Source organism: Agromyces sp. Y575, from assembly GCF_059445445.1.
In genome coordinates this window covers 580,712-603,817 of sequence record NZ_JCAIUI010000003.1, presented here as the reverse complement: position 1 = coordinate 603,817, position 23,106 = coordinate 580,712, and the positions used below count along the sequence as shown (strand labels likewise).

Annotated in this window: 17 protein-coding genes; 2 read left to right on the top strand and 15 right to left on the bottom strand. The window is 68.3% G+C overall.

The window, feature by feature from the left end:
* Window positions 1-104: 104 nt before the first annotated feature.
* From AC1C2U_RS14895 to AC1C2U_RS14855, 9 genes are all read right to left on the bottom strand, one after another.
* On the bottom strand, window positions 105-701 hold the full coding sequence (locus AC1C2U_RS14895; protein ID WP_495362538.1) for an FHA domain-containing protein: 597 nt from the start codon (window positions 699-701) through the stop codon (window positions 105-107).
* Complete coding sequence (locus tag AC1C2U_RS14890) at window positions 698-3,064, bottom strand: transglutaminase-like domain-containing protein (RefSeq protein WP_495362537.1); 2,367 nt, start codon at window positions 3,062-3,064, stop codon at window positions 698-700. Before AC1C2U_RS14890 ends, AC1C2U_RS14895 begins: the two co-directional genes overlap by 4 nt.
* Window positions 3,061-4,383, bottom strand: a complete 1,323-nt coding sequence (locus tag AC1C2U_RS14885; RefSeq protein ID WP_495362536.1) for a DUF58 domain-containing protein — start codon at window positions 4,381-4,383, stop codon at window positions 3,061-3,063. The genes AC1C2U_RS14890 and AC1C2U_RS14885 overlap by 4 nt, the downstream gene beginning before the upstream one ends.
* Window positions 4,380-5,351: an AAA family ATPase gene (locus AC1C2U_RS14880; protein WP_495362535.1), complete on the bottom strand. Its 972-nt coding sequence runs from the start codon at window positions 5,349-5,351 to the stop codon at window positions 4,380-4,382. The genes AC1C2U_RS14885 and AC1C2U_RS14880 overlap by 4 nt, the downstream gene beginning before the upstream one ends.
* Window positions 5,352-5,363: 12 nt before the next feature.
* Window positions 5,364-11,243: an Ig-like domain-containing protein gene (locus tag AC1C2U_RS14875; RefSeq protein WP_495362534.1), complete on the bottom strand. Its 5,880-nt coding sequence runs from the start codon at window positions 11,241-11,243 to the stop codon at window positions 5,364-5,366.
* Window positions 11,240-12,670 (bottom strand): serine/threonine-protein kinase, encoded by a 1,431-nt coding sequence (locus AC1C2U_RS14870; protein ID WP_495362533.1) that lies wholly within the window; start codon window positions 12,668-12,670, stop codon window positions 11,240-11,242. Before AC1C2U_RS14870 ends, AC1C2U_RS14875 begins: the two co-directional genes overlap by 4 nt.
* A 130-nt stretch (window positions 12,671-12,800) precedes the next feature.
* The gene (locus AC1C2U_RS14865; RefSeq protein WP_495362532.1) at window positions 12,801-13,628 is read right to left on the bottom strand and encodes a PP2C family protein-serine/threonine phosphatase; all 828 of its coding nucleotides are present in this window, start codon (window positions 13,626-13,628) and stop codon (window positions 12,801-12,803) included.
* A gap of 25 nt (window positions 13,629-13,653) precedes the next feature.
* Complete coding sequence (locus AC1C2U_RS14860; RefSeq protein WP_495362531.1) at window positions 13,654-14,745, bottom strand: FHA domain-containing protein; 1,092 nt, start codon at window positions 14,743-14,745, stop codon at window positions 13,654-13,656.
* Window positions 14,746-14,860: 115 nt separating this feature from the next.
* On the bottom strand, window positions 14,861-16,003 hold the full coding sequence (locus tag AC1C2U_RS14855) for a DUF4192 family protein (protein ID WP_495362530.1): 1,143 nt from the start codon (window positions 16,001-16,003) through the stop codon (window positions 14,861-14,863).
* Window positions 16,004-16,213: 210 nt separating this feature from the next.
* Here AC1C2U_RS14855 and AC1C2U_RS14850 point away from each other — a divergent pair, with 210 nt between their 5' ends.
* Window positions 16,214-16,705, top strand: coding sequence for a methylated-DNA--[protein]-cysteine S-methyltransferase (locus AC1C2U_RS14850; protein WP_495362529.1), 492 nt, complete (start codon window positions 16,214-16,216; stop codon window positions 16,703-16,705).
* Window positions 16,706-16,710: 5 nt separating this feature from the next.
* Complete coding sequence (locus tag AC1C2U_RS14845) at window positions 16,711-17,301, top strand: DNA-3-methyladenine glycosylase I (protein ID WP_495362756.1); 591 nt, start codon at window positions 16,711-16,713, stop codon at window positions 17,299-17,301.
* A gap of 57 nt (window positions 17,302-17,358) precedes the next feature.
* Here the strand turns inward: AC1C2U_RS14845 and AC1C2U_RS14840 are convergent, their stop codons facing one another.
* From AC1C2U_RS14840 to atpA, 6 genes are all read right to left on the bottom strand, one after another.
* On the bottom strand, window positions 17,359-18,129 hold the full coding sequence (locus AC1C2U_RS14840; protein WP_495362528.1) for a YaaA family protein: 771 nt from the start codon (window positions 18,127-18,129) through the stop codon (window positions 17,359-17,361).
* Window positions 18,129-18,701, bottom strand: coding sequence for a P-loop nucleotide/nucleoside kinase family protein (locus tag AC1C2U_RS14835; RefSeq protein WP_495362527.1), 573 nt, complete (start codon window positions 18,699-18,701; stop codon window positions 18,129-18,131). Before AC1C2U_RS14835 ends, AC1C2U_RS14840 begins: the two co-directional genes overlap by 1 nt.
* 9 nt (window positions 18,702-18,710) lie before the next feature.
* Complete coding sequence (locus AC1C2U_RS14830) at window positions 18,711-18,971, bottom strand: F0F1 ATP synthase subunit epsilon (protein ID WP_495362526.1); 261 nt, start codon at window positions 18,969-18,971, stop codon at window positions 18,711-18,713.
* 2 nt (window positions 18,972-18,973) lie between these two features.
* Window positions 18,974-20,437, bottom strand: a complete 1,464-nt coding sequence (gene atpD / locus AC1C2U_RS14825) for a F0F1 ATP synthase subunit beta (RefSeq protein ID WP_495362525.1) — start codon at window positions 20,435-20,437, stop codon at window positions 18,974-18,976.
* A gap of 23 nt (window positions 20,438-20,460) precedes the next feature.
* Window positions 20,461-21,363 carry a F0F1 ATP synthase subunit gamma gene (locus tag AC1C2U_RS14820; protein WP_495362524.1) on the bottom strand — a complete coding sequence of 301 codons (903 nt, stop codon included), beginning with the start codon at window positions 21,361-21,363 and terminating at the stop codon, window positions 20,461-20,463.
* A 93-nt stretch (window positions 21,364-21,456) separates the two neighbouring features.
* On the bottom strand, window positions 21,457-23,097 hold the full coding sequence (gene atpA, locus AC1C2U_RS14815; RefSeq protein ID WP_495362523.1) for a F0F1 ATP synthase subunit alpha: 1,641 nt from the start codon (window positions 23,095-23,097) through the stop codon (window positions 21,457-21,459).
* Between the last annotated feature and the right edge of the window lie 9 nt (window positions 23,098-23,106).

The following is a 23,106-nucleotide window of genomic DNA, read 5'->3' as shown; positions in this document are numbered from 1 at the left end:
GATCTGATCACCGAACCCGCGGAACGCGGTCGGCGCGCCGTCGATCGGGGCACGAAGCCGAAGGACGAACACCTGTGGAGGATGGGTCGCACTGCGGAAACGGCTCAGGACACCGCGAAGGACTGCTCGGCCAACTCGACCCGGCTGCCCCGCGGAACGAGGTAGCGTCGACCGGGCTCGCACCGAACCGCACCGTCGTCGACTCGTCGCACGACGGTGCCGTTGCCCGAGAACCGGTCGGCGATCCAGAGGGTGCCGTCGTGCTCGCCGAACTCCAGATGCGTCTTCGACACCGAGAGAGAACGATCCGCGATCTGCACCAGATGGTCGAATACCTCACCGGGCTGGGGCATCGGCCGGCGACCGATCAGACCGGAACCGAACACGGTGCACGTCTCGCCGGTACTGAAGGTCAGCACGAACCTCGCCAGTGCCGCGACGGGCGCTGCCGCCGCAGCCGCCGCCGCCGGGGCACCGAACTGGGCATCAATCGCCCCGATCTCCGTCGCAGCCCGGAAGCCCTCCACCGGAATGCTGATCACGCCGCTGCCCCGCCGCACCGGCCGCTCGATCACCGTCGTGTCGCCCGGCCGCGGGTCGGGTCGACGCCTCGACTCGGGCGTCGCACTCGTGGAACTGCCGCATTCGCCGCAGAACATCGCCCCGACGGGGAGCTCCGCCCCGCAGATCAGACATGTCACGACCGAGCTCCTCTCCGCGTCACAGCGTACCCGCCGAGCGAGGTGAGCGAGACCGCAGCACGCAGCCGCTCGCGCAGGGTACGAGGCGCACCCAGCCGTTGCTGCAGCTCGTCGACCGATTCCCAGACTCGCAGGTCGTCACCATCGGCTGGACCGTCGGGCGCGAACACCGCCCGGTCGACGGCCGAAGCGAGCACGAGCGGAGCGAGCCCCCCAACCGTCGCCGCCTGCTCGGCGCGCGTCGCAGTCGGACGGATCGCGTACCCGTAGTCGGAGGCCGTGTCGGCGAACTCCTGCCACCCGCCCTCGATGCGTTCGACGGAGTTCGGGGCACGCCGCCGCAACCTTCGCCGACGCAGCTTGGCCACGATGATGGCGAGGAAGGGGCTGGCGATCACGGCGAGCCCGCCCAGCATCACACCGGCGATGCCGAGCACGCGGAAAAGGACCTCCACCCAGGCCTCGGCGTCGTCATCAGGTTCGTCGGGAGGCGCCTCGGGGTCGGACGTGAGTTCATCGACGGGTGTGCGATCCGCCGGCGGCGGCAGCGCCGACTGCGGTCGTGACACGATCGTCGGCTGATCGGGCTCACGCTCGGGAATCTCCCTCGGTTCCGGGTTCGGGTCGACCGCGACCCATGCGCCGTCGGCACGCTGCACCTCGATCCACGCCTGCTTGTCGGCGCTCGCGAATCTCGTGACACCATCGGGCACGGCCTCCGCCTCTGCCTCCGCCTCCGCCACCGCATCCGCCTCTCCTTCCGCAGTCGCATCCCCCGATGCATCCGCCGCATCACCCTGTCTCGGCAGGAAGCCGACGACCACCCGCGCGGGGAACCCGATGCTGCGCGCCATGAGCGCCGCCGCCACCGCGTACTGCTCGCCGTCGCCCACCATCGGTCGCTCCGTCGCGAGTTCGGCGAGGCGATCGAGAGAATGCCCCGACCTGCTCGGCGGCTCCTCGTCGGTCAGACCGTGGCTGACGTAGCCGTCGCGGTGGAAGCCCTCGATGAGCGCGCGCAGCCGCTCGCCCTGCGTGTCGGAGGCCGGTGCCCACTCGTCGAGTAGAAGGGCCAGCTTCTCGGGCAGCTCGGGCGCGCCGGGCAGCACACTCGTGCCGGGTTGCAGCGTGGCGAGGTCGGCCGGATCGACGGGAACCACCGAGATCGCGGTGTATCGATCACCAGCCCGCAGGCCCGTTTGCACCGCCCCGGTGCTCGTCACCTCGTTGTAGAAGAACGACTCGGTGAGGGTCTCGGCGCGAGGACCGCCGAAGGTGATGCGCTCGAGTCGGCCCACGCCGGGCACCCATACCTCCGAATAGCCCGCCACCTCCACCTCGAGGCGCGTGGTGTCACCGGGCGCGCCCGACTGATCGAGGCGATACGGCACCCGGGTGAACCTGCCGGAGGCGGACGCCCCTTCGGCTCCTCCCACTGAGTAGACGATTCCGTCATAGGAGTCGAGGGTCGCCATCCGCACACCGGCACCCTCGGCAAGACCGCGAACGTCGATCATCGTCTGCTCGGCGACATCCTCAGCGAATGCGGCGCGGAATCCTGCGAGCGGGCTGTCGTGCTCGCGAGGCTCGAAGGGCGGCTGCAGTTCAGCGCGCACGACGTTGCGTGGCGGAACCGGTAGGGCGACGGATGCCGCGGTGGCACCAACGAGGGCGATGGCCACCAGTGCCGACGCACCGAGCACCCGACGTGCGTCGGTCAGAGCCGCTTCGACGCGGCGACCGCTCGTCAGCGCACGCCGGTTGGCGATGGCGACCCGTACGAGCCACGCCACCGCGGTGATGAGGAAGCCGAGCCCGGCCTCGACGGCGAAGGCCGTGTGCACGACTCCGAGGGCGATGCCCGCGACGAGAAGCAAGGCCGGCGGGAGAGCCGCAGCTGCAGGCCACCGGCTTCGCAGCGCAATGGAGACCGCAGCCGTCGCCATCGTGAGGGTCAGGAGGAACGGTGGCACCAGAAGGGCCTGATAGGAGCCGACCGGCACCGAGATCGTCACGAGCTGTTTCCACGAGAGGGCGGCGCCGGCCAGAAGCTCGACGAGACCGGCCGGGGTCGGCAGCACCCCCGCGATCGCGCGACCGGGCACCGCGGCGGGCACACCGAGCACGACGAATGCGCCGAAGACGGCGAGCACGACGATCCAGGCGGGCAGTCGGAACCGCGCACCGACCACTCCGATGGTCGCACCGGCGAGGATTCCGACGCCCGCTGCGATGACCAGAGCGCTGCTCTCGTAGATCGGCCACCACGGCACCATGGCCGCAACGAGCATGGCCACCACGAGCACGACCGACACCAGCGTGGGGGCGATGCGGGTCGCGCCTGCCGGCGTTCGTGCGTTCATGCGACCGACGCCGATCTGGCGAGCATGGCGCGCAGGTCTTCGAGGTACCCGATGCCGAACACGGTGAGACCGGCGATGGCCCGCGCGCTCGCATCGCCTTCGGGCGAGCACTGCACGGCGATCGTCTCCACCTCGGGCGGCAATCGCGTCGCAGCCGCCCGAAGCGGGGCGATGCCGCGTGCCGTCCCGGTCACGAGGAAGGCGAGCGAGACACCGGCGAGCGACTCCGCCGCGGCGCGCGCGACATCGGGGAGCATCACGGCATCCGGGTCGGTCTCGACGAGGCAGAGCGAATCGAGCAGCCGATCACGGGAGACGGTCGGCAGCTCCCGCATGGCATTCCGCCGCGCATCCACGCCACGAGCCCGACCCGAGACGACGAACGAGACAGTGCGGGCATCGCGGATCGCCCGGGCGCCGACGGATGCCGCGGCGCTGACGGCGAGCTCGAACTCGGCATCGTCGGCGTACGCGCCGGGGTCGAGGTCGAGCAGGATCATGAGTCGGCTGCGCCGGGTCTCCTCGAACTGGCGCACCATGAAGGTGCCGGTCTTGGCCGAACTGCGCCAGTGGATGAATCGCCGATCGTCGCCCGGCACGTACTCCCGAAGCGCGTGGAAGGCGATGTCGCTGGCCGTGAGGTCGCGAGTCGGCGACCCCTCGAGATCGCGGATGAATCCGGTGCTGAGCGCCGCGATCGGCACGGTGCGCGGGTGCACGTGCAACTCGGCCGTCTCGGACCACACGAACTCACGCCGCATGAGACCGATCGGGTCGGCGCGCACGGTGCGTGCCGGCCCGACGGCGACCACGCCACGCCGCTCGGTCGGAATGCGGAACTGCTCGTCGAACGCGCCGCCGCGAGGCAGTCCGGGCAGCACACGCTCGACGACGCGGCGCCCGACCGGCAGCTCGAGCTGCACCCCGCCGAAACGCCGTCGGCCGGGATTCGCCGCGATCAGTCGCGCTTCGGCGGGTTCGCCGACGACGACGCGCGGCGCCGGCAGGACAAGCCGGATGGTTCCCGCCCCGCGACCGACGAGCCAGACGGATGCCGCGATGATGAGCACCACGAGTCCCCACCCGAGCGCGATGAGTTCGAGCCAGCCCCAGCCGTATCCCAGTCCGAGCACCAGAACGGCCGCGGTGATCACGGCCCACCCGAGCGGGGTCACAACGCCCTGCACGGCATGGGCTGCCCGCGTGATCGCGGCGCCTGCTGTGCGGGCGGCTACGACGACGCGCCCGATGACGACCGCGAGCAGGCCATCTTTCTTGGCTTCCTCGGGGATCGTGGTGCGGGTCTGGGTGAGCGTCACACCGCCTGCCTGGTCGAGGGCGGCGGCGTCTCGATCAGCACTTGCGCGATCATGTTCGAGGCGGTGACGCCGTCGAACTCCGCCTCGGGGTCCAGGATCAGCCGATGTGCGAGCACCGGTTCGGCGAGTGCCTTCACGTCGTCGGGCACGACGTAGTGCCGACCGCGGCCGGCTGCGTGGGTCTTGGCGGCACGGATGAGTGCGAGTGCCCCGCGAACGCTGACTCCGAGCCGCACCTCGCGAGCGGTTCGAGTGGCTTCGACGAGCCGGGAGACATAGTCGTGGATGGTCGGATCGACGTAGACGGTGCGTGCGACCGCAGCCATTTCGACGACCTCCTCCGAAGCGAGCTGGGAGTCGACGCGCTGCTCGTGCGCCCGGCGGTCGGCGCCTTCGAGGATGCGGATCGTCGAGGCGTGGTCGGGATAGCCGATGGAGGTGCGCATCAGGAAGCGGTCGAGTTGTGCTTCGGGCAGCCGATAGGTTCCTGCCTGTTCGACGGGGTTCTGCGTCGCGATCACCATGAACGGATGTCCCACAGGGTGCGTTTGCCCGTCGACGGTCACCTGCCCCTCCTCCATGACCTCGAGGAGGGCCGATTGCGTCTTGGGGCTCGCACGGTTGATCTCGTCGGCGAGGACGATACTGGCGAAAATCGGCCCGGGGTGGAACTCGAAGACCCCCGATCGCTGATCGTACACAGTCACGCCGGTGATGTCGCCTGGGAGCAGGTCGGGTGTGAACTGCACGCGATTGCTCGTGCCGTCGATGGACTGCGCCATCGCCCGTGCGAGCGAGGTCTTGCCAGTGCCGGGCACGTCGTCGAGCAGCAGGTGCCCTTCGCTGAGGAATGCGGTGAACGCGAGGCGGATGACCCGGTTCTTGCCGAGCAGCACTTCCTCGACCGCACCGACGAGTCGGTCGAGCGTCGCGGCGAACCGCGTCGCCTCCTCGGGGGTCATGGTCATGTGGGCTCCTTCTCAGCGATTCCAGTAGCGAACACTCACGCCCGCGATCTCAACATCCAACCAGACCCGATCGCCCGGCTTCGCGTCGGGGATCTGGCAACTCGTCCCCGTCTGCGCGCCGTGGCCGCTGCCATCGCCGTCGACGCCGCATCGGAAGGCGACGGGCAGGCCGGAATTCTGGGGTGCCGAAGTCCAGGACCACGTCTTCACGTTGTCCCAGATTCGGCTCGGCAGCGCGAACGTGAGCGACGGACTGGCATCGGGGGGCAGAACGGCCGACCACGGTCCGCAACTGCCCCACAGCGAACAGGCCTGCACCTGGAAGCGCACCTTCTCACCGAACGGTCGCGCGAAGAGATCGCGCGCCCATCCCGAACCGCTGAACTCCCTCAGCGTGCCTGGGATCTGCGCACCGTTGCCGTCGACGGCGACGATCTTGTACTGCCACGCATCGGGTGCGACATCGTTGATGTACCGGTCCCAGACATCGGCGGTGCGCATCTGCATCCGGCTATCGACGCCCTGGATACCGCCCGGTGCCGGGCGTACCACGACGCCCGCGACCTCGGTGTTCACGCACGCGGCTCTGTTGTACCCCCAGACGAGGAACGAGTAGCGCGTGGACTCGGCAGCGGTGCCCGCGAACTGGAGGCTCGTGGTCTCGGGGCCGACGTGCACGACGTCGGCGACCGTGCCGCCGCTCGACGGGGCGACGACCGAACCTGGCGCCGGGCTCGTCACCGAACAGGCCTGGGCGCCGCCCGGTACGCCGGACGCACCGTCGACGAGTCGCTCCACGAAATAGCCGCCGATGGCGTCGCCGTTGCCGGCGAACGGCGCCCACGAGACGGTGACCGTGCCCGCGGCGGCATCGCCGTTGACCGAGATTCCCCCGGCGACCGGTGCGCCGAAGGGCGTGCCGCTGCCACCGGCTTCGGTCCAGACTGCGAGCGCGGGATACGCCTGGTTTCGGGCGCTGACGGCGATCGGCACCTGGCTGCCGTTCTCGAGCGGTTGCGACTCGATGGAGCAGAGTGTCGCCGTGCAGGCAGTGCCCGCCGACACCTCGTTCGAGACACCCGCGACGGTCACGACATAGGACTCGACGGCGCTACCTGCCCCGGTTGTGACGGGCGACCATTCGACCAGGAGTCGGCCGTCGCGCGGCAACGCGCGCAGTCCGCTGGGCGGCGGCGGGATGACATCGGACCAGATCGGTCCGGGTGCCTCGACCGGATCGGAGAGTCCGATCGCGTTCCTCGCCTGCACACGCACGAAGACGGCGTTGCCCTGTCCATTGCCGAGCGTCGCCACCGTGCACGTTGTCGCCTCGCACGTCGAGGTGCGCAACACCTCTCGGGTGCTCGCGTCGAGGAGCGCGATCTCGTATCCCGTGATCGGCGAATTGTTGAACGCACCGGCACCGAACGCGACATCGAGGCTGCCGTCGCCGAACCCGGTGACCTGCGCACCGGTGACGGGGTCGGGGCGGTCTTGCACGGAGATGGTGACCGTTCCCCAGGCGTAGCGACTGGGATCGTCGGTGGCGTCGGCGACCTGGTACTGCACGGTGGAGTTCACCGGTGCCGCGTCGGAGTCGACGGTCACGCTCAGAGTCGAGCGGTCCTCGCTCGGCTCGATCGAAACGCCGGCGGGCAGGTCGTCGGCATCGAGCCCGCGCACCCCGACGACCCTGAGCGGCACATCTGGGAACGGGTTCGTGGCCCCGTCGTTGGCGAGAACGTCGATCGAGGTCGTCTTTCCGCGGGCGGCGATCGCGTTGTCTGGTGAGGGCTGGGCGATGGGCTTCGTCGATGGCACGACCCGTAAGTCGATGCGCCCCGGCTTGCCATCGCCGGAGTCGTCTCCCACCCCGATCGCGACTGCCGCACGGGTGCCCTTGACTGTGGCCGACTCTGCCAGGATCGTGAGCTCGTCGCCGTCGAGTGAGAAGCGGAAGCCCTCCACGGGCGGTGGGAGCACGCGATAGACGAGCTCGTCGACCGCTTCGGGGTAGGGATAGTTCGTGAGTTTCACGAGCTCGATCGTCTTCGATTGGCCCGGCTCGAAGTCGATGACTCCGCCGGTGAACGCCGGCGGTTGGTTCTCGGTCGGCAGTACCGTGATCGGAATCACGATCGTGCCGGTACGCGCCGAAGGATCGGTCGCGGACTCGCCGTCGGTCACGGTGAAGGAAAGCGATGCCGGTCCGAAGTACCCCTCTTCGCTGCGGTAGCGAAGCGTGCGCTGGTCGATGACGAGATCGGACCCGTCGCTGTGCGAGGCGCGAGCGGTCGCGGCATCCGTGAGTTTGACCGGTCGACCCGAGGCTGCGATCACGTAGTCGTCGAGGTCGAGGGTGATCTCCCTGCCACTCACAACGCGCACGACCGGAGCGTCAGTGCGAAGTTGCGGGAGCGCGTCGTCGCGGCCAGGCACCCAGATGAACGCGTAGGCGATGATGGCTGGGTCTTCGGGGTGCGCGACGGAGAACGGGATGATGCGGCGGCGGTCCTCGACCTGCACGCGGATCGTGCCGTCACGACGCACCTCGGCGCCGCGGTCGTAGCCGTCGACGAGTCCGACCGTGAGTTCGGATGCGTCGCCGTCGGCGAGGAAGGCGTTGCGGAGCACGGGAACATCGATGCGATCTTCGCCCAGGATGTCGCTGAGCGTGAGGACGGTATCGGAGGCCTCGGGTCGGGCCAATGGCGCATCTTCGCGCGCCTCGACCTTGAGGAAGCTCTTGGCTTCGCCGAGATGCTCGTTCTCGATCGTGTAGATGAATCCGTATTCGTTCTCCCCCGGCGGGATCTCGACCTCGACGCGATCGTCGACGACTGTCGCCGTCGCCCCTTCGGTCATCGGCTCGATACCGCGGAGCGTGAGTGTGCTGCCGTCGGGGTCCGAATCGTTCTCCATCACCCGCACCGAGATCGTGCGGTCTGGTCGCACGACCACGGTGTCCTCGACGGCGATGGGGGTGCGAGCTCCATCGAGACGCGGAGCGATGCCGACACGCACGATGCCGGTGGCTCGAGCGCCGAGTGCGTCGACGACGGCGTAGTGGAACTCATCGGTACCCGCCGAGTACTCCCCCGCCTGGTATTCGAGCCAGTCGCCGCCCCGCGCGCTCACGTTGCCGCGCTCGGGGTTGGACTCCTGCCCGAGCAGTTGCACGCTGTCGCCGTCGGGGTCGGCACCACCGAGCGGGATCGGGATGCGGACGGTCTCACCCGCGAGCACCCGAGAGGTCACCGTCACCGGCACCGGCGCCGCGTTCGTCTCGGGATCTGCCGCGCGCACCGAGATCTGCACGTTCGCCGTGGCGAACTGACCGTCGGGTCCGGTGACGCGGTAGACAGCCACGAACTCGCCGGGGGCGTCGGGGGCGAAAAAACGCAGGCGGTCGCCGTCGACGAAGAGGAGGCCCGCCTCCGGTGCGGTCACGAGCGCCGGGTCGAGAGTGAGCGGGAGAGCGTCGGGGTGCTCGTCATTGGCGAGAACTCCGATGTCGACGACGTCGCCCGTGCGGGCAGCGATCGTGTCGGGGACCGCCACCGGCGGCTGGGTGCGTTCGGGGTCGGGCATCTGGACGAGGGTCACCTCGCCCTCGGCTTCTGCCAGGCCGTTGCTGACGCGATAGCCGAAGACGGTGCTCCCCGCTTCGAGCGGCCGCGTGAGCGTCACGCGCAGGATCCGGTGCTCGATGACCTCGATCTGCACCCCTGCCTCTGCAGCGGGCTCGCCCAGTCCGGTCACGATGAGCACGCCGCCGGTCGGGTCGATGTCGGTGGCGAGCACGTCGACATCGACCGGTTGCTGGACGCGGAGGAATGCGGTGTGCGGCACCGTGATCGGAGTGGTGTCGCGCTCGGGCGGTGCAGAGACGTCGACGCGGACACGCCCAGTGGTCGTTTCGAGTCCGTCGGTCACGGTGTACTCGAGGTAGTGGGTTCGCACCACCTCACTGGTGAACCGGAAGGTGCCGCCGTCGTAGTCGGGAGGCATCTGCGCATCGGGCTTGGCGGGCACCGCGCTCAAACGAATGACACCCGAACCGCCGCGCACATGCCGGAGCGGGTCGATGCGGATCTCCTGACCGGCGGTGGCAAGGGCGACGAACGGGTCGGCGATGAGCGGAACAGCGCCAGGCGCGCGGACGCCGATGCCGAGTGCGCCGATCGACTCGTCGCGTCCGTCGGAGACGAAGAGCGAGACAGCACGCTCGGCGCCCACCCCACCCTTCTCATCGAACACGACGACGCCGTCTGCCGTCGACGAGAACGAATCCGGCGCGTCGGCGAGGGCCTGCCGAAGGAAGAACGGATCGCCGTCGGGGTCGACCCAGTCGCCGAGCACAGCAGTGGTCACTCGTCCGCCGGCCTCGACCAGCGCTCGTGTCGGACGCTGTTGAATCGGGGGCGAGTTCTCGTCGGCGTCGCGCACCGTCACGTGCACAGTCCCGCTCGCCGTGCCGCCAAGGCCGTCACCGGCTGTGTAGCCGAACGCGATGACACCGGATGCCTCGCCGTCGAGCGTGAGCTGCAGCTGCTGGTTGTCGGCGATGAGGTCTAGCTTCGCACCGGTCGGCAGCTCTCCGTCGACCGTGTCGATGACCAAGACGTCACCGTTGGCGTCGTAGTCGTTCAGGAGCACTGGCAGCAGCGTCGCCCGCCCAGGGCGCGCGCCGAATTCGTCGTCGGCGACGACGGGTGGCACTGGGCTCTTCTCGATCGTCGGCGGCGTGTCGGGGTCGTTCTGCTCGACGGTCTCGTCGTCGCGTTCGATCTCCAGCAGCTCGTCCCAGTTGTCGATGAGCCCGTAGTCGTCACCGGCGGCCCAGGTCTTGCCGCTGCGGCGATCGTTGAGCGCGAGTGCGCCACCGTTGGCGAGGAAGAAGTAGTCGCCGGTCGCCGCCGCCGACGGCAGCTCGATGGTTCGATCGCCGGATGCGCCGCACGAGCGCCAGGCGCTGCCGAGGCCCCACGCCGCATGGAGGCATCCGTCGTGCACGACGGGCGCGGCGGGCAACCCGGATCGACCATCTACCCGCACCTTCGGACCTTCGCCGTCGAGGCCGACGGTGACGAGGCCGCTTCGGGTGGCGATCGCCACTTCGTCCCCGCTGCTCGAGGGCGTCTGCAGCACCGGTTCGTCTCGCGGTTCGATGAAGTCGGTCAGATCGGTGGTGCCTCCGTCGAGGTGCAACTGGCGGGCTTCGAGATCGAGTACCGCCCAGCGGTCGCCGACCGAGGTGATCTGCACGTCGGGGTCGCCGACGATCGGTTCGATCTGCCATCTGGTCGCTACGGTCTCGGCCTCGGCCGCGTCGACCCTCGCGACCACACCGGTCGACGGCGTGTATGCGAAGAGCCTCCCTTCGGCATCGACCGAGGTGACCGAACCTTCACCGAAGGCGAGCATCGGCTCGGCGTCTGCGTCGAACTGCTCGAATTCCGAGATCGGCGCCGACCAGACAGCGCCCCCGGCGGAGACGATCACGCGTGCACCGGCCAGGGCGAGTGAAACGTCGTCGGGTGGCACAGCGACCGTCTTGGTCAGGCTCGAGGTGGTCGCATCGATGATGCCCACGGTCGCCCGCTCGGGATCCAGCACGAGCACTGTGGATCCCTGTTGCACGATCTCGGCGCCGGCGGACCCGGTCTCGACCACCGAGTTCAGTTCGAGCACAGCTGTGTTGGCTCGCCCGACGGACTGGAGGCGGTCGCTCGCCACCCAGACGGCGGCATCGCCGAGATCGACGCGCTGGGCCGCGTACCCACCGGAAGCGATGGCGACTCCCGCGACGAGGGCGACGACCGCAGTGGTCGTCACTGCGGTGATGACCGCGGACCGCGGTCGTGCGAGGCGCGGCAGGCGCAGCATCATGCCCCCTCGTCGACGCCGACGCCGACGCTGACTTCGACGCAACGTTCGGCGCTCGGCCGGCCCGACTTGCCGTCGCGGGTGACCGTGACGCTCGCGCAGACCCGGTTGCCTTCGGCCGCGGGCACGGTGAGACGGGACTCGCGCTGCACCGGTGATGCCTTGCCGTCGACGGTGACGATGTAGGCGTCACCGCTCTGGATGCCGGGGTCGTTCCACGAGAACGTCACGGTGTCGGTTTCGGCAACGCCCTGGACGTCGGCGACCACCGGAATCGAGCGGGCCCCCTGGATCACGGCGTACGCACCGGCGCCGACGAGTGCGATGAGGAGCGCGGAGACGATCGAGATACCCCATGCCAGCCGCCGGGTCGTCGGTTGGGCGGCGCGGGCACGGCTGCTGCTGGCTTCGTGCGGGCGTGAATCCGCACTGCGTTGCGCTGAACCGTGCGCGGTGTCGGTGGAGCGTCGTCGTCGTCGCCCTCCCTTGTCGTCGACGCTGTGGCTTCCGCTGATGCGGGTGCGTTCGTCGAGGTCGACGGCGGTCGCAAGCGCCCAATCGTCCATTGCGACTTCGAGCGGGGTCTGGGCGAGCCCGAGTTCCTCCTCGACGGCTTGGAGATCGCGAATGAACTCGAGGGCGCTCGCCTGACGGCCTGACGGCTTGCGAGACATCGATCGTGCCAGCACCGACTCGAGGCTCTTCGGCACATCGATACGACCAGTCGGCGCGAGTTTCGCCTTGTCGATACGCGCCATGAGCGCACCGGAGCCGTTGTCATCGTCTGGGACCTCGAACGGGCTGCGGCCTGCGAGCAGCGAGTACACGGTGGCCCCGAGCGACCACACTTCGCTTGCCACGGCGCCCGACACCTCGTCATGGAGCACTTCGGGCGCCGACCACGGGATCGACAGACCGACGGTGTCACTGGCTTCTGCCTGGCCGAGCGTCGCAGCGATGCCGAAGTCGGAGAGCACCGGATGGCCGTACGCCGTCGTGAGGATGTTGGAGGGCTTGATATCGCGGTGCAGCACGCCCTGCCGGTGGGCGGTCTCGACGGCACTCGCGATGCGCACGCCGACCGCGAGCACCTCGGCGATCGGCAGTTGCACAGAGCGGTAGCGCTGCCCGAGCGACGCGGAGCAGTACTCCATCACGAGGTACGGGCGGCCGTCGGCCGCGACGCTCGCCTGGTAGACCGTGAGAATCGACGGGTGCGAGGAGAGCTGGGCCATGAGGTTCGCCTCGGCCTGGAACATCTGGCGCAGCTCGTCGTTCACGACCTCGGCGAGGAGCACCTTCACAGCGACGAGGCGCCTCGGCATGTTCTGTTCGTAGAGGAAGACATCGGCGAAGCCGCCCGAGCCGAGCACGCGGATGAACGCGAATCCGGGCAGATTCGGCGGTGTGGACGGCAGTCGACGCGACACGATCCTCCTGCCTGCTCGGGTCGGTGGATCGCCGCCCGGTTGCCGGCGGCGCCCGGTGCCCCCATTGTATTGCGGTAAGGATGCCGCGGCAGCGGCTCTGCACAGGGCTGCTGCCGGCCCGTGGCATCCGTCAGGCGTACTCTGCTTCGCCGTCGACGGGGCGTTGCACCCCCGGCGGCCGCACCACCTTCAGCACGTCGACGATGATGGCGGTCACATTGTCGCGGCCCCCGTTGCCGAGCGCAGCTTCGAGCAGCTGCCTGGCTGCCTTCTCGGGCTTGGGATTGGCGACGAGGAAGTGGCGGATGCCGTACGAGGTGAGCTCTTTCGTGAGGCCGTCCGAGCAGATCAGCAGGCGCATGCCGGGTTCGACTGCGATCGCTCGATAGTCGGGGATCGGCGCCTCGTGGAATCCGACGGCGCGGGTGATCACATTGGAGTGCGGATGCGTGTCGGCCTCGTCGCGGGTGATCTGTCCGGCGTCGACGAGCTCCTGCACGATCGAGTGATCGACCGTGAGCTGCTCGAGCACGCCTCCGACCAGTCGGTAGACGCGGGAGTCGCCGATGTTGAACACGATCCATGCGGGTTCGTCGGAGATCGTCCCGAGAGCGACGCCGGTGACCGTGGTGCCGCTGCCCTCGTCGGTGACGCCTGTGCCGCGCCCCATGTCTTGCACGGCGAGCCGCAGCGCCTGGTCGATCTCGGGCGTGCCGACGAGCGTCTTGCCGCCATGCTCGGCGAGGCGGGTGACCACCGCGGCGCTCGCGAAATCACCGGCTGCGTGGCCGCCCATGCCGTCGGCCACTGCGAAGATCGGCGCCTGAGCGATGAAGCTGTCTTCATTGACCTCGCGTCGCAGGCCGGTGTCGGTGACGGCGGCCCATGCGAGAGTGATCTCGGTGCCGTCGGGCAGGGAGACTCGATGGCGGGCGTTGCCATTGCCGATCTGCGTCACCTGTGAAGCCTGCTGTCTGTTCGGGTCATGTGCCGGGAGAACCCTGGGCGGAGAGGATCTCGATGATCGTACCGTCTCCGAGGTCGAGGATGGTGCCCGGAACCACCACGATCGATTCTCCGGCACGCAGCCGACGCCCACCCGACGGCGTGCGAAGAATCGTTCCGTTCGTGGATCGCAGGTCGGTGGCGATGAGACGCGTACCGACGAGTCGCAGTTCGAGATGCGTGCCCGACACGACTTCGCCGGGCGACTCGACCGTGACGAGCTCGGGCGGTGCGCCCGAGGCCGGGATGCGCGGTGGCAGTGGTCGACGCCCGATCAGCACCGGAGCAGTCACCATCGAGGGCGCCCCATGGCCGATTCGGAACCGGGGGCTGCTCGCCCCTCGGGGCGGCACCATCGGCTGTGAGGAATCGTCGGGCGCGCGGCCGGGTGGCGCGACGGTTCTGCCGGGGTGCGGCATCATTCCGGGCGCATCGGTCTGCGCCGCGCGGCTCGCTCCTGGAGTGAGAACCGTATCGGCCGCGGCCTCGTGCCGGCCCGACTCGGCGAGGTGCGGCGCGAGGATCGTATCCGCGTCGAACCAATCGTCGCGCCCGGCGGCATCCGCCGCTCCGTGCGGTGACGCCGGTGACGCCGGAGACGACCACTCGATCGCCGATGCTCTGAGACTCGCCCGCGCATGCACGACCGGATCGGTAGCGACACCGACATGATCGAGTGCCGAACCGGCATCCGTGATGCGAAGTGCGACGACGTCGTCGAATTCGGCGAGGTGCCAGGGCCGGATACCGCGCGCGTCGAAGCGCCGACTGCCGCCCGGGGAGACGAGGTCTACGACCGCATCGCCGCGCACCACCGCGGTCACGCTCGTGATCGCACGCTCATCCCACCAGACGACGCCGAACGACTCGATCGGCTCGACGCGACCCGATGGGATCAGGCCGACGAGCACCTCGAGCCGGAGTTCGAGCTCGCTCGCCACTTCGGCGAGCGCGATCAGCACTCGTTCGGGCGCGGGCGCAGCGAGAGCGGCGATGAACCGGTCACCGACGATCACATCCCACGCGGGCGCGCCGGCCGTCGCTGAACTCGAGACGCCTCCTGCGACCATGCCGAACAGTCTGGCACCGTGGAGCACAAGGCACGAGCGGTTCTGGATGGCTCGCGCATCTTCGGCGTCATGGAGAGGATGCCGCAGCCTCTGCCCCGCCTGCCGGTCGGCAGGTTCATCGGGCGCTGAACGCCCACTCCGGCAACGCGCCACTGCCGATGTGGGCCGCGAGAAGGCCCGCCATCGAGTGGCCCGGTTCCATCTCGAGCGCACGATCGATGAACGCGCCGGCCGCCGAGCCGCGACCGAGCGACCAGGCGAGCCAGGCTGCGATGCAGAGCGGCCCGATCCTGTGGGTCGCCGGAGCGTTCGCGATCAATGGACGCAGCACCGCGAGCGCTCGCTCGACTCGCCGCGAATCCGGACGGAGGCTCGACTGCCCGAGCAGGAGTCGGGAGAGCATCTCGCTGATCTCGCCGGTGACGCCGACGGCCATCTCTCGAATCACGAGGCTCTCGACGCTCTCATCGAGCGCCTCGGCGCGATCGGCCGTTGCCATCGCGTCGTCGTACGCCGCCTCGCCGACCACCACGCCGAACGCGCACTGCAGCATCATCGCGTCGCGGAGCGCGGGCAGAGATGCGAGGTGCAGGAACCAGGCGAGGCGGATCGTGGGCTGCACCGCGTCTCGAGCGACGAACGACTCGACGAGCGTGACGGGATCGCTGTTGCCACCGAGGCGGAGGAGTGAGTCACCTCGCGCCTCGCCTGCGAACCCGGCGAGTGCGGCGGCGAGCGCCGCCGCTGCGGCCGGATCGGCTTCGGGCAGCTCACCGGACTCACCTGCCGAAGCCAGCACCCTCGTCTCCGGCGGGGTCAGTCGCGTTACGGGACTCTCGTCGATCAGCGCGAGCGGATGCCCCGTCGCGGGTGTCGCGGCGTCGAACAGCGACCCCCATGCATCCGCCGCCCTGCACAGCGCATCGCGAACACCGAACCCCGCCTGCTCGGCGCGCTTGGCGATCATGCCGAGGAGCGCACGCTCGGGCAGGCCACGTGCGGCGTCGAAGCGCGCGTCGGTGTAGACGATGGGCACGATCGCATCGACGCCGCTCATGCGGCACAACGTGCCGACGACCGCCGCGACGAGCGGCGCACGGTCGCGGGCGCGCCGTGGCAGGTCGTAGCGCAGCAGACCGGTCGTGCGATTGCCGGCGAACGCAACGCACACGAGGGAGCGTTCAGGCCGGAACCCGGCGAGCGACGGAACGAGGGCGAGGAAGTCATGCGCCGCTTCGGCGCGGATGATGGTCGTCATGCGACGAGCGTGACGCCGAGTCCATGTCCGATGGATCGCCGACGGCAACCCGTGGAGGTTCGCCGCGAACCGGCGCTTGTGGAGGCGGAGTCGATGCGCGAGCGCGGCACGGACCCCTCACTCCTCCTCAACAGGCACGTGGGAGCGCCGAGCACGTGCAATGTCCGATTTCCGCGAGCCACTGTCGGATGCCGCGACTATTCTCGAACCATGACCAACGTGTTCCTCATCCGCCTCAGCAGCCCGATCGGGCGCATCGAACTCGTCGCCGACGACGAGGCCATCACGAGTCTCTCCATCGAGAGCGGCGGCGTGCTCCCCCACGACGCCCTCGCCGAGCGCCCGAACGCCGTGCTCGAGCAGGCGCGCGATCAACTCGCCGAGTATTTCGCCGGCCGACGCCTCGACTTCGATATTCCGGTGCGTCTGCGCGGCACCCCGTTCCAGCAGGCCGTCTGGGCCGCACTCGAACGACTCCAGTGGGGCGAGGCCACCTCGTACGGCGCACTCGCCGCTGCGGTCGGTCGCCCCGGGGCGGCGCGTGCCATCGGCGGTGCGGTCGGAGCCAACCCGGTTCCCATCATCGTCGGTTGCCATCGAGTGCTCGCATCCGACGGCCGAATCACCGGGTACTCGGGTGGTGGGGGGGTGCCGACGAAGCTCTGGCTGCTCGGCCATGAGCAGATCGGGTTCGCCGCGTGAGCGTCATTCCCCGCGCCGAGATCATCGTCGGCGACGATGGCCTCGCCAGATGCGGTTGGGGTGCGACCGACCCCGAATACCGTCGATATCACGACGAGGAGTGGGGCACACCGCAGCACGATCCCGTGCGGCTCTTCGAGAAGGTCTGCCTCGAGGGGTTCCAGGCAGGCCTGTCCTGGATCACGATCCTGCGTCGTCGTCCCGCGTTCCGCGAGGTATTCCACGGCTTCGACGCAGTGCAGGTCGCGGCAATGGGCGACGACGACGTCGCGCGGTTGCTCGACGACGAACGGATCATCCGGCATCGCGGCAAGATAGAGGCGACGATCCAGAATGCGCGGGCCACGCTCGAGCTCGACGTGCCGATTGACGAGTTGCTGTGGAGTTTCGCGCCGGCACCTCGTGCCGCTGCGCCGACCTCGTTCGCCGAAGTGCCGGCCACGACTCCCGAATCGGTGGCCATGAGCAAAGAGCTGCGTCGGCAGGGGTTCCGTTTCGTCGGCCCCACCACCATGTACGCGCTCATACAAGCCGCGGGCATGGTCGACGATCATCTCTCCGGTTGCCACCGATCGGCCCAGACCGCGGCGGCCTGACTCGAATCGCCGCCGACGAGTCGGCTGAGTCCACTGCCCTCGCACGCGCGAAGTGCGTCAGGCGACGAGTTCGAGCTCTTGCAGGCCCAGCGCACGTTGCGGGCCGAGCGAGAGCTGGAACCCTGCGTCGTGTGCCCAATCGATCAGCTCGTCGAGAGATGAGACCTGCGGCTGCGACATCAGCACGGCCCGAGTGAAGCGCCCCTTCGCACGTTTGTTGAAATGGTTCAGGGCGCGGCTCCGGCCCGAACCGTCGACGGCGATGACGCGCACGAACGCGGAGTTTCCGCGCACCGGCGCCGGGCCGAGTTCGGCATACGCCTCCGAGCGAAGATCGAGGAGAACGCCGTGATCGGCACCGGCATCAGCCGTGAGCAGTGCCGAGATCGGCGCCCGCCAGAGCTGCTTCAGGCGCATGCGGGGCAGCTTTGAATCATGCGAGAAGCGATACGCCGGAATCTCGTCGAGGCCGCCAAGGAGACCGAACAGGGCGGAGTGCACGATGAGGTGATCGGCCGCGAACAAACGGGCCCCCGCATCGAGTGTCGGCGCGTCGAGCGCGTCGAAGAGCACGCCGGTGTACCGATCGAGCGCCGGCATCGTCGGCGACTCGAACAGTGTCCGGTTGCGTTCGACCTCGTGAGCTTGGCGCGGTCCGAGCTTCAGTACGCGCATCGTGGCCGCAGGGTCGCGGGCGAGCGCACCAACGGCGGTCGCCAGCTCGGTGCGCACCGGATTGAGCGCTTCGAACGAGAGCCGCTCCAGGTCGAGCGGAATCTCGAGGCCGCCGTCACGTTTCGTTTCGGACGGCGGAAGGAGCAGCCGCACTACGAACCGATGAAGGCGAGCGCTGCGTCGACGTTCGATCCGAGCGACTCGATACTGTCGATCGTCACGCGTGCCAGCGCCGACGACGGCCCGGTCCACGCCTCATAGCCCTCGAGGCTCTGTTCAACGGCCCGCCAAGTGGTCTCTTCGAGGTGCGGGAGCTTGCGCTCACGCTTCTCGAGCCGGCTGCGGTGCAGCGACTCATCGGAGCACACGACCTCGATCACCCGCAGCCGCACCTCCGCACGCTCAGCGAGGTCGCGCCACTGAAGGCGCGCAGCTTCGGCGGCGTTCACAGCGTCGACGATCACCGTGCGACCGGAGTCGAGCTCCTTCTCGGCGATCTCCTCGGCCACGAGGTACGCGGCAAGTCCCGTTGGTTGATCTGCGTCGATGCCGGCGCGCAGGATTGCCGACTCGATCGGGTCGACGGACACGACCGTGGCGCCGAGGCGGGCGCCGATGATCTCGCCGATCGTCGACTTCCCGGCACCCGGCAGCCCGGCCATCACGATGAGTTGGGTGACACTCAGGTCACCGAACTGGCGGTCGATCGGCTGCTCCCCCTGCATCCGCGGCTCCTAGGTGAGTTCTGCCCGAGAAGCGACGAGCTGAACGACGTTCGCCTGCACTGAGAGGAACCCGTCCTCCGCGCTCGCGGTGATCTTCTCACCGCCGGGCAGGGTGACACGCACCTCGCCACCAGCGAGGATCGCGAGCATCGGCTCGTGACCGGGCAGAATGCCGATCTCACCTTCGACCGTGCGTGCCACCACCATGGTCGCCTCGCCCGACCAGACTTGCTGGTCGGCCGAGACGACACTCACGTTGAGGGCGGCCATGCTCAGCCGTTCTCCTTCTGAATCTGAGCCCACTTCTCTTCGACGTCGGTGATGCCACCGACGTTGAAGAAGGCCTGCTCGGCGACGTGGTCGAACTCGCCCTTGGCGATCGCGTCGAACGACTCGATCGTGTCCTTGAGCGGCACCGTCGAGCCTTCGACGTTCGTGAACTTCTTCGCCATGTAGGTGTTCTGCGAGAGGAACTGCTGGATACGGCGCGCACGCGACACCGTGATCTTGTCTTCTTCGGAGAGCTCGTCGACACCGAGGATGGCGATGATCTCCTGCAGTTCCTTGTTCTTCTGGAGGATCTGCTTGACCGTCGTGGCGACGCGGTAGTGGTCTTCGCCCAGGTAACGGGGGTCGAGGATGCGCGACGTCGAGGTCAGCGGGTCAACGGCCGGGTAGAGACCCTTCGACGCAATCTCACGCGAGAGCTCGGTCGTCGCGTCGAGGTGCGCGAAGGTCGTCGCCGGGGCCGGGTCGGTGTAGTCGTCGGCCGGCACGTAGATCGCCTGCAACGAGGTGATCGAGTGACCGCGGGTCGACGTGATGCGCTCCTGGAGCACACCCATCTCGTCGGCGAGGTTCGGCTGGTAGCCCACCGCGGACGGCATACGCCCGAGCAACGTCGAAACCTCGGAACCGGCCTGCGTGAAGCGGAAGATGTTGTCGATGAAGAGCAGAACGTCTTGCTTCTGCACATCGCGGAAGTACTCGGCCATCGTCAGAGCCGAGAGGGCGACGCGAAGACGCGTTCCCGGCGGCTCGTCCATCTGGCCGAAGACGAGGGCCGTCTTGTCGAAGACGCCCGCCTCCTCCATCTCGTGGATGAGGTCGTTGCCCTCACGCGTGCGCTCGCCGACACCGGCGAACACCGAGACGCCACCGTGGTTCTGCGCGACGCGCTGGATCATCTCCTGGATGAGGACCGTCTTGCCGACGCCCGCACCGCCGAAGAGGCCGATCTTGCCGCCGAGCACGTAAGGCGTGAGCAGGTCGATGACCTTGATGCCGGTCTCGAACAGCTGAGTCTTGGACTCGAGCTGGTCGAATGCCGGCGGCTTGCGGTGGATCGGCCAGCGCTCGGTGATCTCGATCTGCTCGCCGGGCGCACCGTTGAGGATCTCGCCGGTGACGTTGAAGACCTTGCCCTTGGTGACATCGCCGACCGGCACCGAGATCGGTGCGCCCGTGTCGGTGACATCCTGGCCGCGCACGATACCGTCGGTGGGCTTCAGGGCGATCGCACGCACGACATCGTCACCGAGGTGCTGTGCGACCTCGAGCGTCAGCACCGTCGTGGTGTCGCCGATCGTGATCTCGGTCTTCAGCGCGTTGTAGATCGCCGGGATCGAGTCGTGCGGGAACTCGATGTCGACGACGGGGCCCGTGACCCGGGCGACGCGGCCGACGGCGCCGGCCACAGGCGCGGCCGCGGCCGAGGCGGTAGCGGTGTCAGTCATGTGTTCTCTCTCTTCGTAAGGGGCTACTTGGCGGACGACAGTGCGTCAGCGCCGCCCACGATCTCGGAAATCTGCTGTGTGATCTCGGACTGGCGCGCGTTGTTCGCAAGGCGCGTGTAGTCCGTGATGAGCTTGTCGGCGTTGTCGGAAGCCGACTTCATCGCCTTCTGCGTCGCGGCGTGCTTCGCGGCCGACGACTGCAGCATCGCGTTGTAGATGCGGCTCTCGATGTAGACCGGGAGCAAGCCGTCGAGCACCGTCTCGGCGTCGGGCTCGAACTCGTACAACGGGAATACCTCGTGCTTGGCATCAGGCACCTCTTCACTCTCAACGACCTCGAGGGGAAGCAGACGAGTGACGACGGGCACCTGGCTGATGCGGCTCACGAACCGGTTGTAGACGATGTGGATCTCGTCGACGCCGCCGTCGGAGGAGTCCCGCAGGAACGCCTCGAGCACGGCATCGCCGATCTCCCTCGCCGTGTCGAAGTTGGGGCTGTCGGTGCCACCAACCCAGCTGCGCTCGAACGAGCGGCGGCGGAACTTGAAGTATCCGACTGACTTGCGTCCGACGAGGAAGTACTCCACCTCTTTGCCCTGGCTCTTCAGCAGCTCGGTGAGTTCTTCGGACTCACGCAGCACCTGCGAGTTGAACGCGCCTGCGAGGCCGCGGTCGGACGTGAAGATCACGATCGCCGCGCGGTCGATGCGCTCTGGCTCGGTCGTCAGCACGTGCGCGACGTTCGAGTAACTCGCGACAGCTGACACCGCCCGGGTGATCGCCGTCGAGTACGGCTCCGACGCCGCGACACGCGCCTGGGCCTTCTGGATCCGCGAGGCGGAGATCAGCTCCATCGCCCGCGTGATCTTCTTGGTCGTCTGGGCAGACTTGATCTTCTGCCGGTAGACCCGAAGCTGCGCTCCCATGTTTCTCCTGTGTCCTGTCTTCCTGGTACTGAGGCTCTCGACGCGACCCCGTGAGGTCAGTTCCCTTCGAGAGCCTCAGGGAACTTGGAATGACTAACGGCGACCCTTGACGATCTTCTCCTGCACGACCTCTTCGGCAGCGATCGCTTCGAACTGCTCGGAACCCACCGAGGCGAGCGGCTTGCCCTCACCAGTCTGGAACTCGAGCTTGAATGCGTCGACGGATGCCTCGAGCTCAGCGACGATCTCGTCGGAGAGCTTGTTCGTCTCGCGCAGCGAGTTCAGCACCTCGCTGTTCCGGGCGAGGTAATCGTGCAGCTCGCTCTCGAAACGCAGGATGTCTTCGACCGGAACCTCGTCGAGCTTGCCCTTGGTACCGGCCCAGATCGAGACGACCTGCTTCTCGACCGACATCGGCGAATACTGGGGCTGCTTGAGGAGCTCGGTGAGGCGGGCACCGCGGGCCAGCTGACGCCGGCTGGCCGCGTCGAGGTCGGACGCGAACATCGCGAACGCCTCGAGCGAGCGGTACTGCGCGAGCTCGAGCTTCAGCGTGCCCGAGACTGTCTTGATCGACTTGACCTGCGCGTCGCCACCGACTCGGGAGACCGAGATGCCGACGTCGACCGCCGGGCGCTGGTTCGAGTTGAACAGGTCGGACTGGAGGAAGATCTGGCCGTCGGTGATCGAGATCACGTTCGTGGGGATGTACGCCGAGACGTCGTTCGCCTTGGTCTCGATGATCGGGAGACCCGTCATCGAACCGGCGCCGAGCTCGTCGGAGAGCTTCGCGCAACGCTCGAGCAGCCGAGAGTGCAGGTAGAAGACGTCACCGGGGTATGCCTCGCGTCCCGGCGGGCGGCGCAACAGCAGTGACACGGCACGGTAGGCCTCGGCCTGCTTCGACAGGTCATCGAAGATGATGAGCACGTGCTTGGAGTCGTACATCCAGTGCTGGCCGATGGCCGAGCCGGTGTACGGCGCGAGGTACTTGAAGCCGGCGGGGTCCGAAGCGGGAGCGGCGACGATCGTCGTGTACTCCATGGCGCCGGCGTCTTCGAGCGCACCCCTCACGCCCGCGATCGTCGAGCCCTTCTGGCCGATCGCGACATAGATGCAGCGCACCTGCTTGTTGACGTCGCCCGACTCCCAGTTGGCCTTCTGGTTGATGATCGTGTCGATCGCGATGGCCGTCTTGCCGGTCTGGCGGTCGCCGATGATGAGCTGACGCTGCCCGCGGCCGACGGGGATCATGGCGTCGATGGCCTTGATGCCCGTTTGCAGCGGCTCGTGCACCGACTTGCGCTGCATGACGCCGGGCGCCTGCAGCTCGAGGGCACGACGGCCCTCGATGCCGGTGATCTCGCCGAGACCGTCGATCGGGTTGCCGAGCGGGTCGACGACACGGCCGAGGTACCCCTCGCCGACGGGGACGGAGAGGACCTCGCCTGTGCGGGTCACCTCCATGCCCTCTTCGATGCCGGTGAACTCGCCGAGCACGACGACGCCGATCTCGTCTTCATCGAGGTTCAGCGCGAGGCCGAGCGTGCCATCAGCGAAGCGGATGAGCTCGTTCGCCATCACCGAGGGCAGGCCCTCGACGTGCGCGATGCCGTCGGCTGCGTCGGTCACGTACCCGACCTCGGTCTTCTGCGTCTGGCCGGGTTCGTACGACGAGACGAACTCCGAGAGAGCCGAACGGATCTCTTCGGGGCTGATGGTGAGTTCTGCCATTGTCTTTTC

Bases quoted from the DNA above. Each gene is read 5' to 3' on its own strand.
- AC1C2U_RS14890 (WP_495362537.1), bottom strand. From the start codon at position 3,064: ATGAACGCACGAACGCCGGCAGGCGCGACCCGCATCGCCCCCACGCTG.
- AC1C2U_RS14880 (WP_495362535.1), bottom strand. From the start codon at position 5,351: ATGACCATGACCCCCGAGGAGGCGACGCGGTTCGCCGCGACGCTCGAC.
- AC1C2U_RS14875 (WP_495362534.1), bottom strand. From the start codon at position 11,243: ATGATGCTGCGCCTGCCGCGCCTCGCACGACCGCGGTCCGCGGTCATC.
- AC1C2U_RS14860 (WP_495362531.1), bottom strand. From the start codon at position 14,745: ATGGTCGCAGGAGGCGTCTCGAGTTCAGCGACGGCCGGCGCGCCCGCG.
- AC1C2U_RS14855 (WP_495362530.1), bottom strand. From the start codon at position 16,003: ATGACGACCATCATCCGCGCCGAAGCGGCGCATGACTTCCTCGCCCTC.
- AC1C2U_RS14850 (WP_495362529.1), top strand. From the start codon at position 16,214: ATGACCAACGTGTTCCTCATCCGCCTCAGCAGCCCGATCGGGCGCATC.
- AC1C2U_RS14835 (WP_495362527.1), bottom strand. From the start codon at position 18,701: ATGCAGGGGGAGCAGCCGATCGACCGCCAGTTCGGTGACCTGAGTGTC.
- AC1C2U_RS14830 (WP_495362526.1), bottom strand. From the start codon at position 18,971: ATGGCCGCCCTCAACGTGAGTGTCGTCTCGGCCGACCAGCAAGTCTGG.
- atpD (WP_495362525.1), bottom strand. From the start codon at position 20,437: ATGACTGACACCGCTACCGCCTCGGCCGCGGCCGCGCCTGTGGCCGGC.
- AC1C2U_RS14820 (WP_495362524.1), bottom strand. From the start codon at position 21,363: ATGGGAGCGCAGCTTCGGGTCTACCGGCAGAAGATCAAGTCTGCCCAG.
- atpA (WP_495362523.1), bottom strand. From the start codon at position 23,097: ATGGCAGAACTCACCATCAGCCCCGAAGAGATCCGTTCGGCTCTCTCG.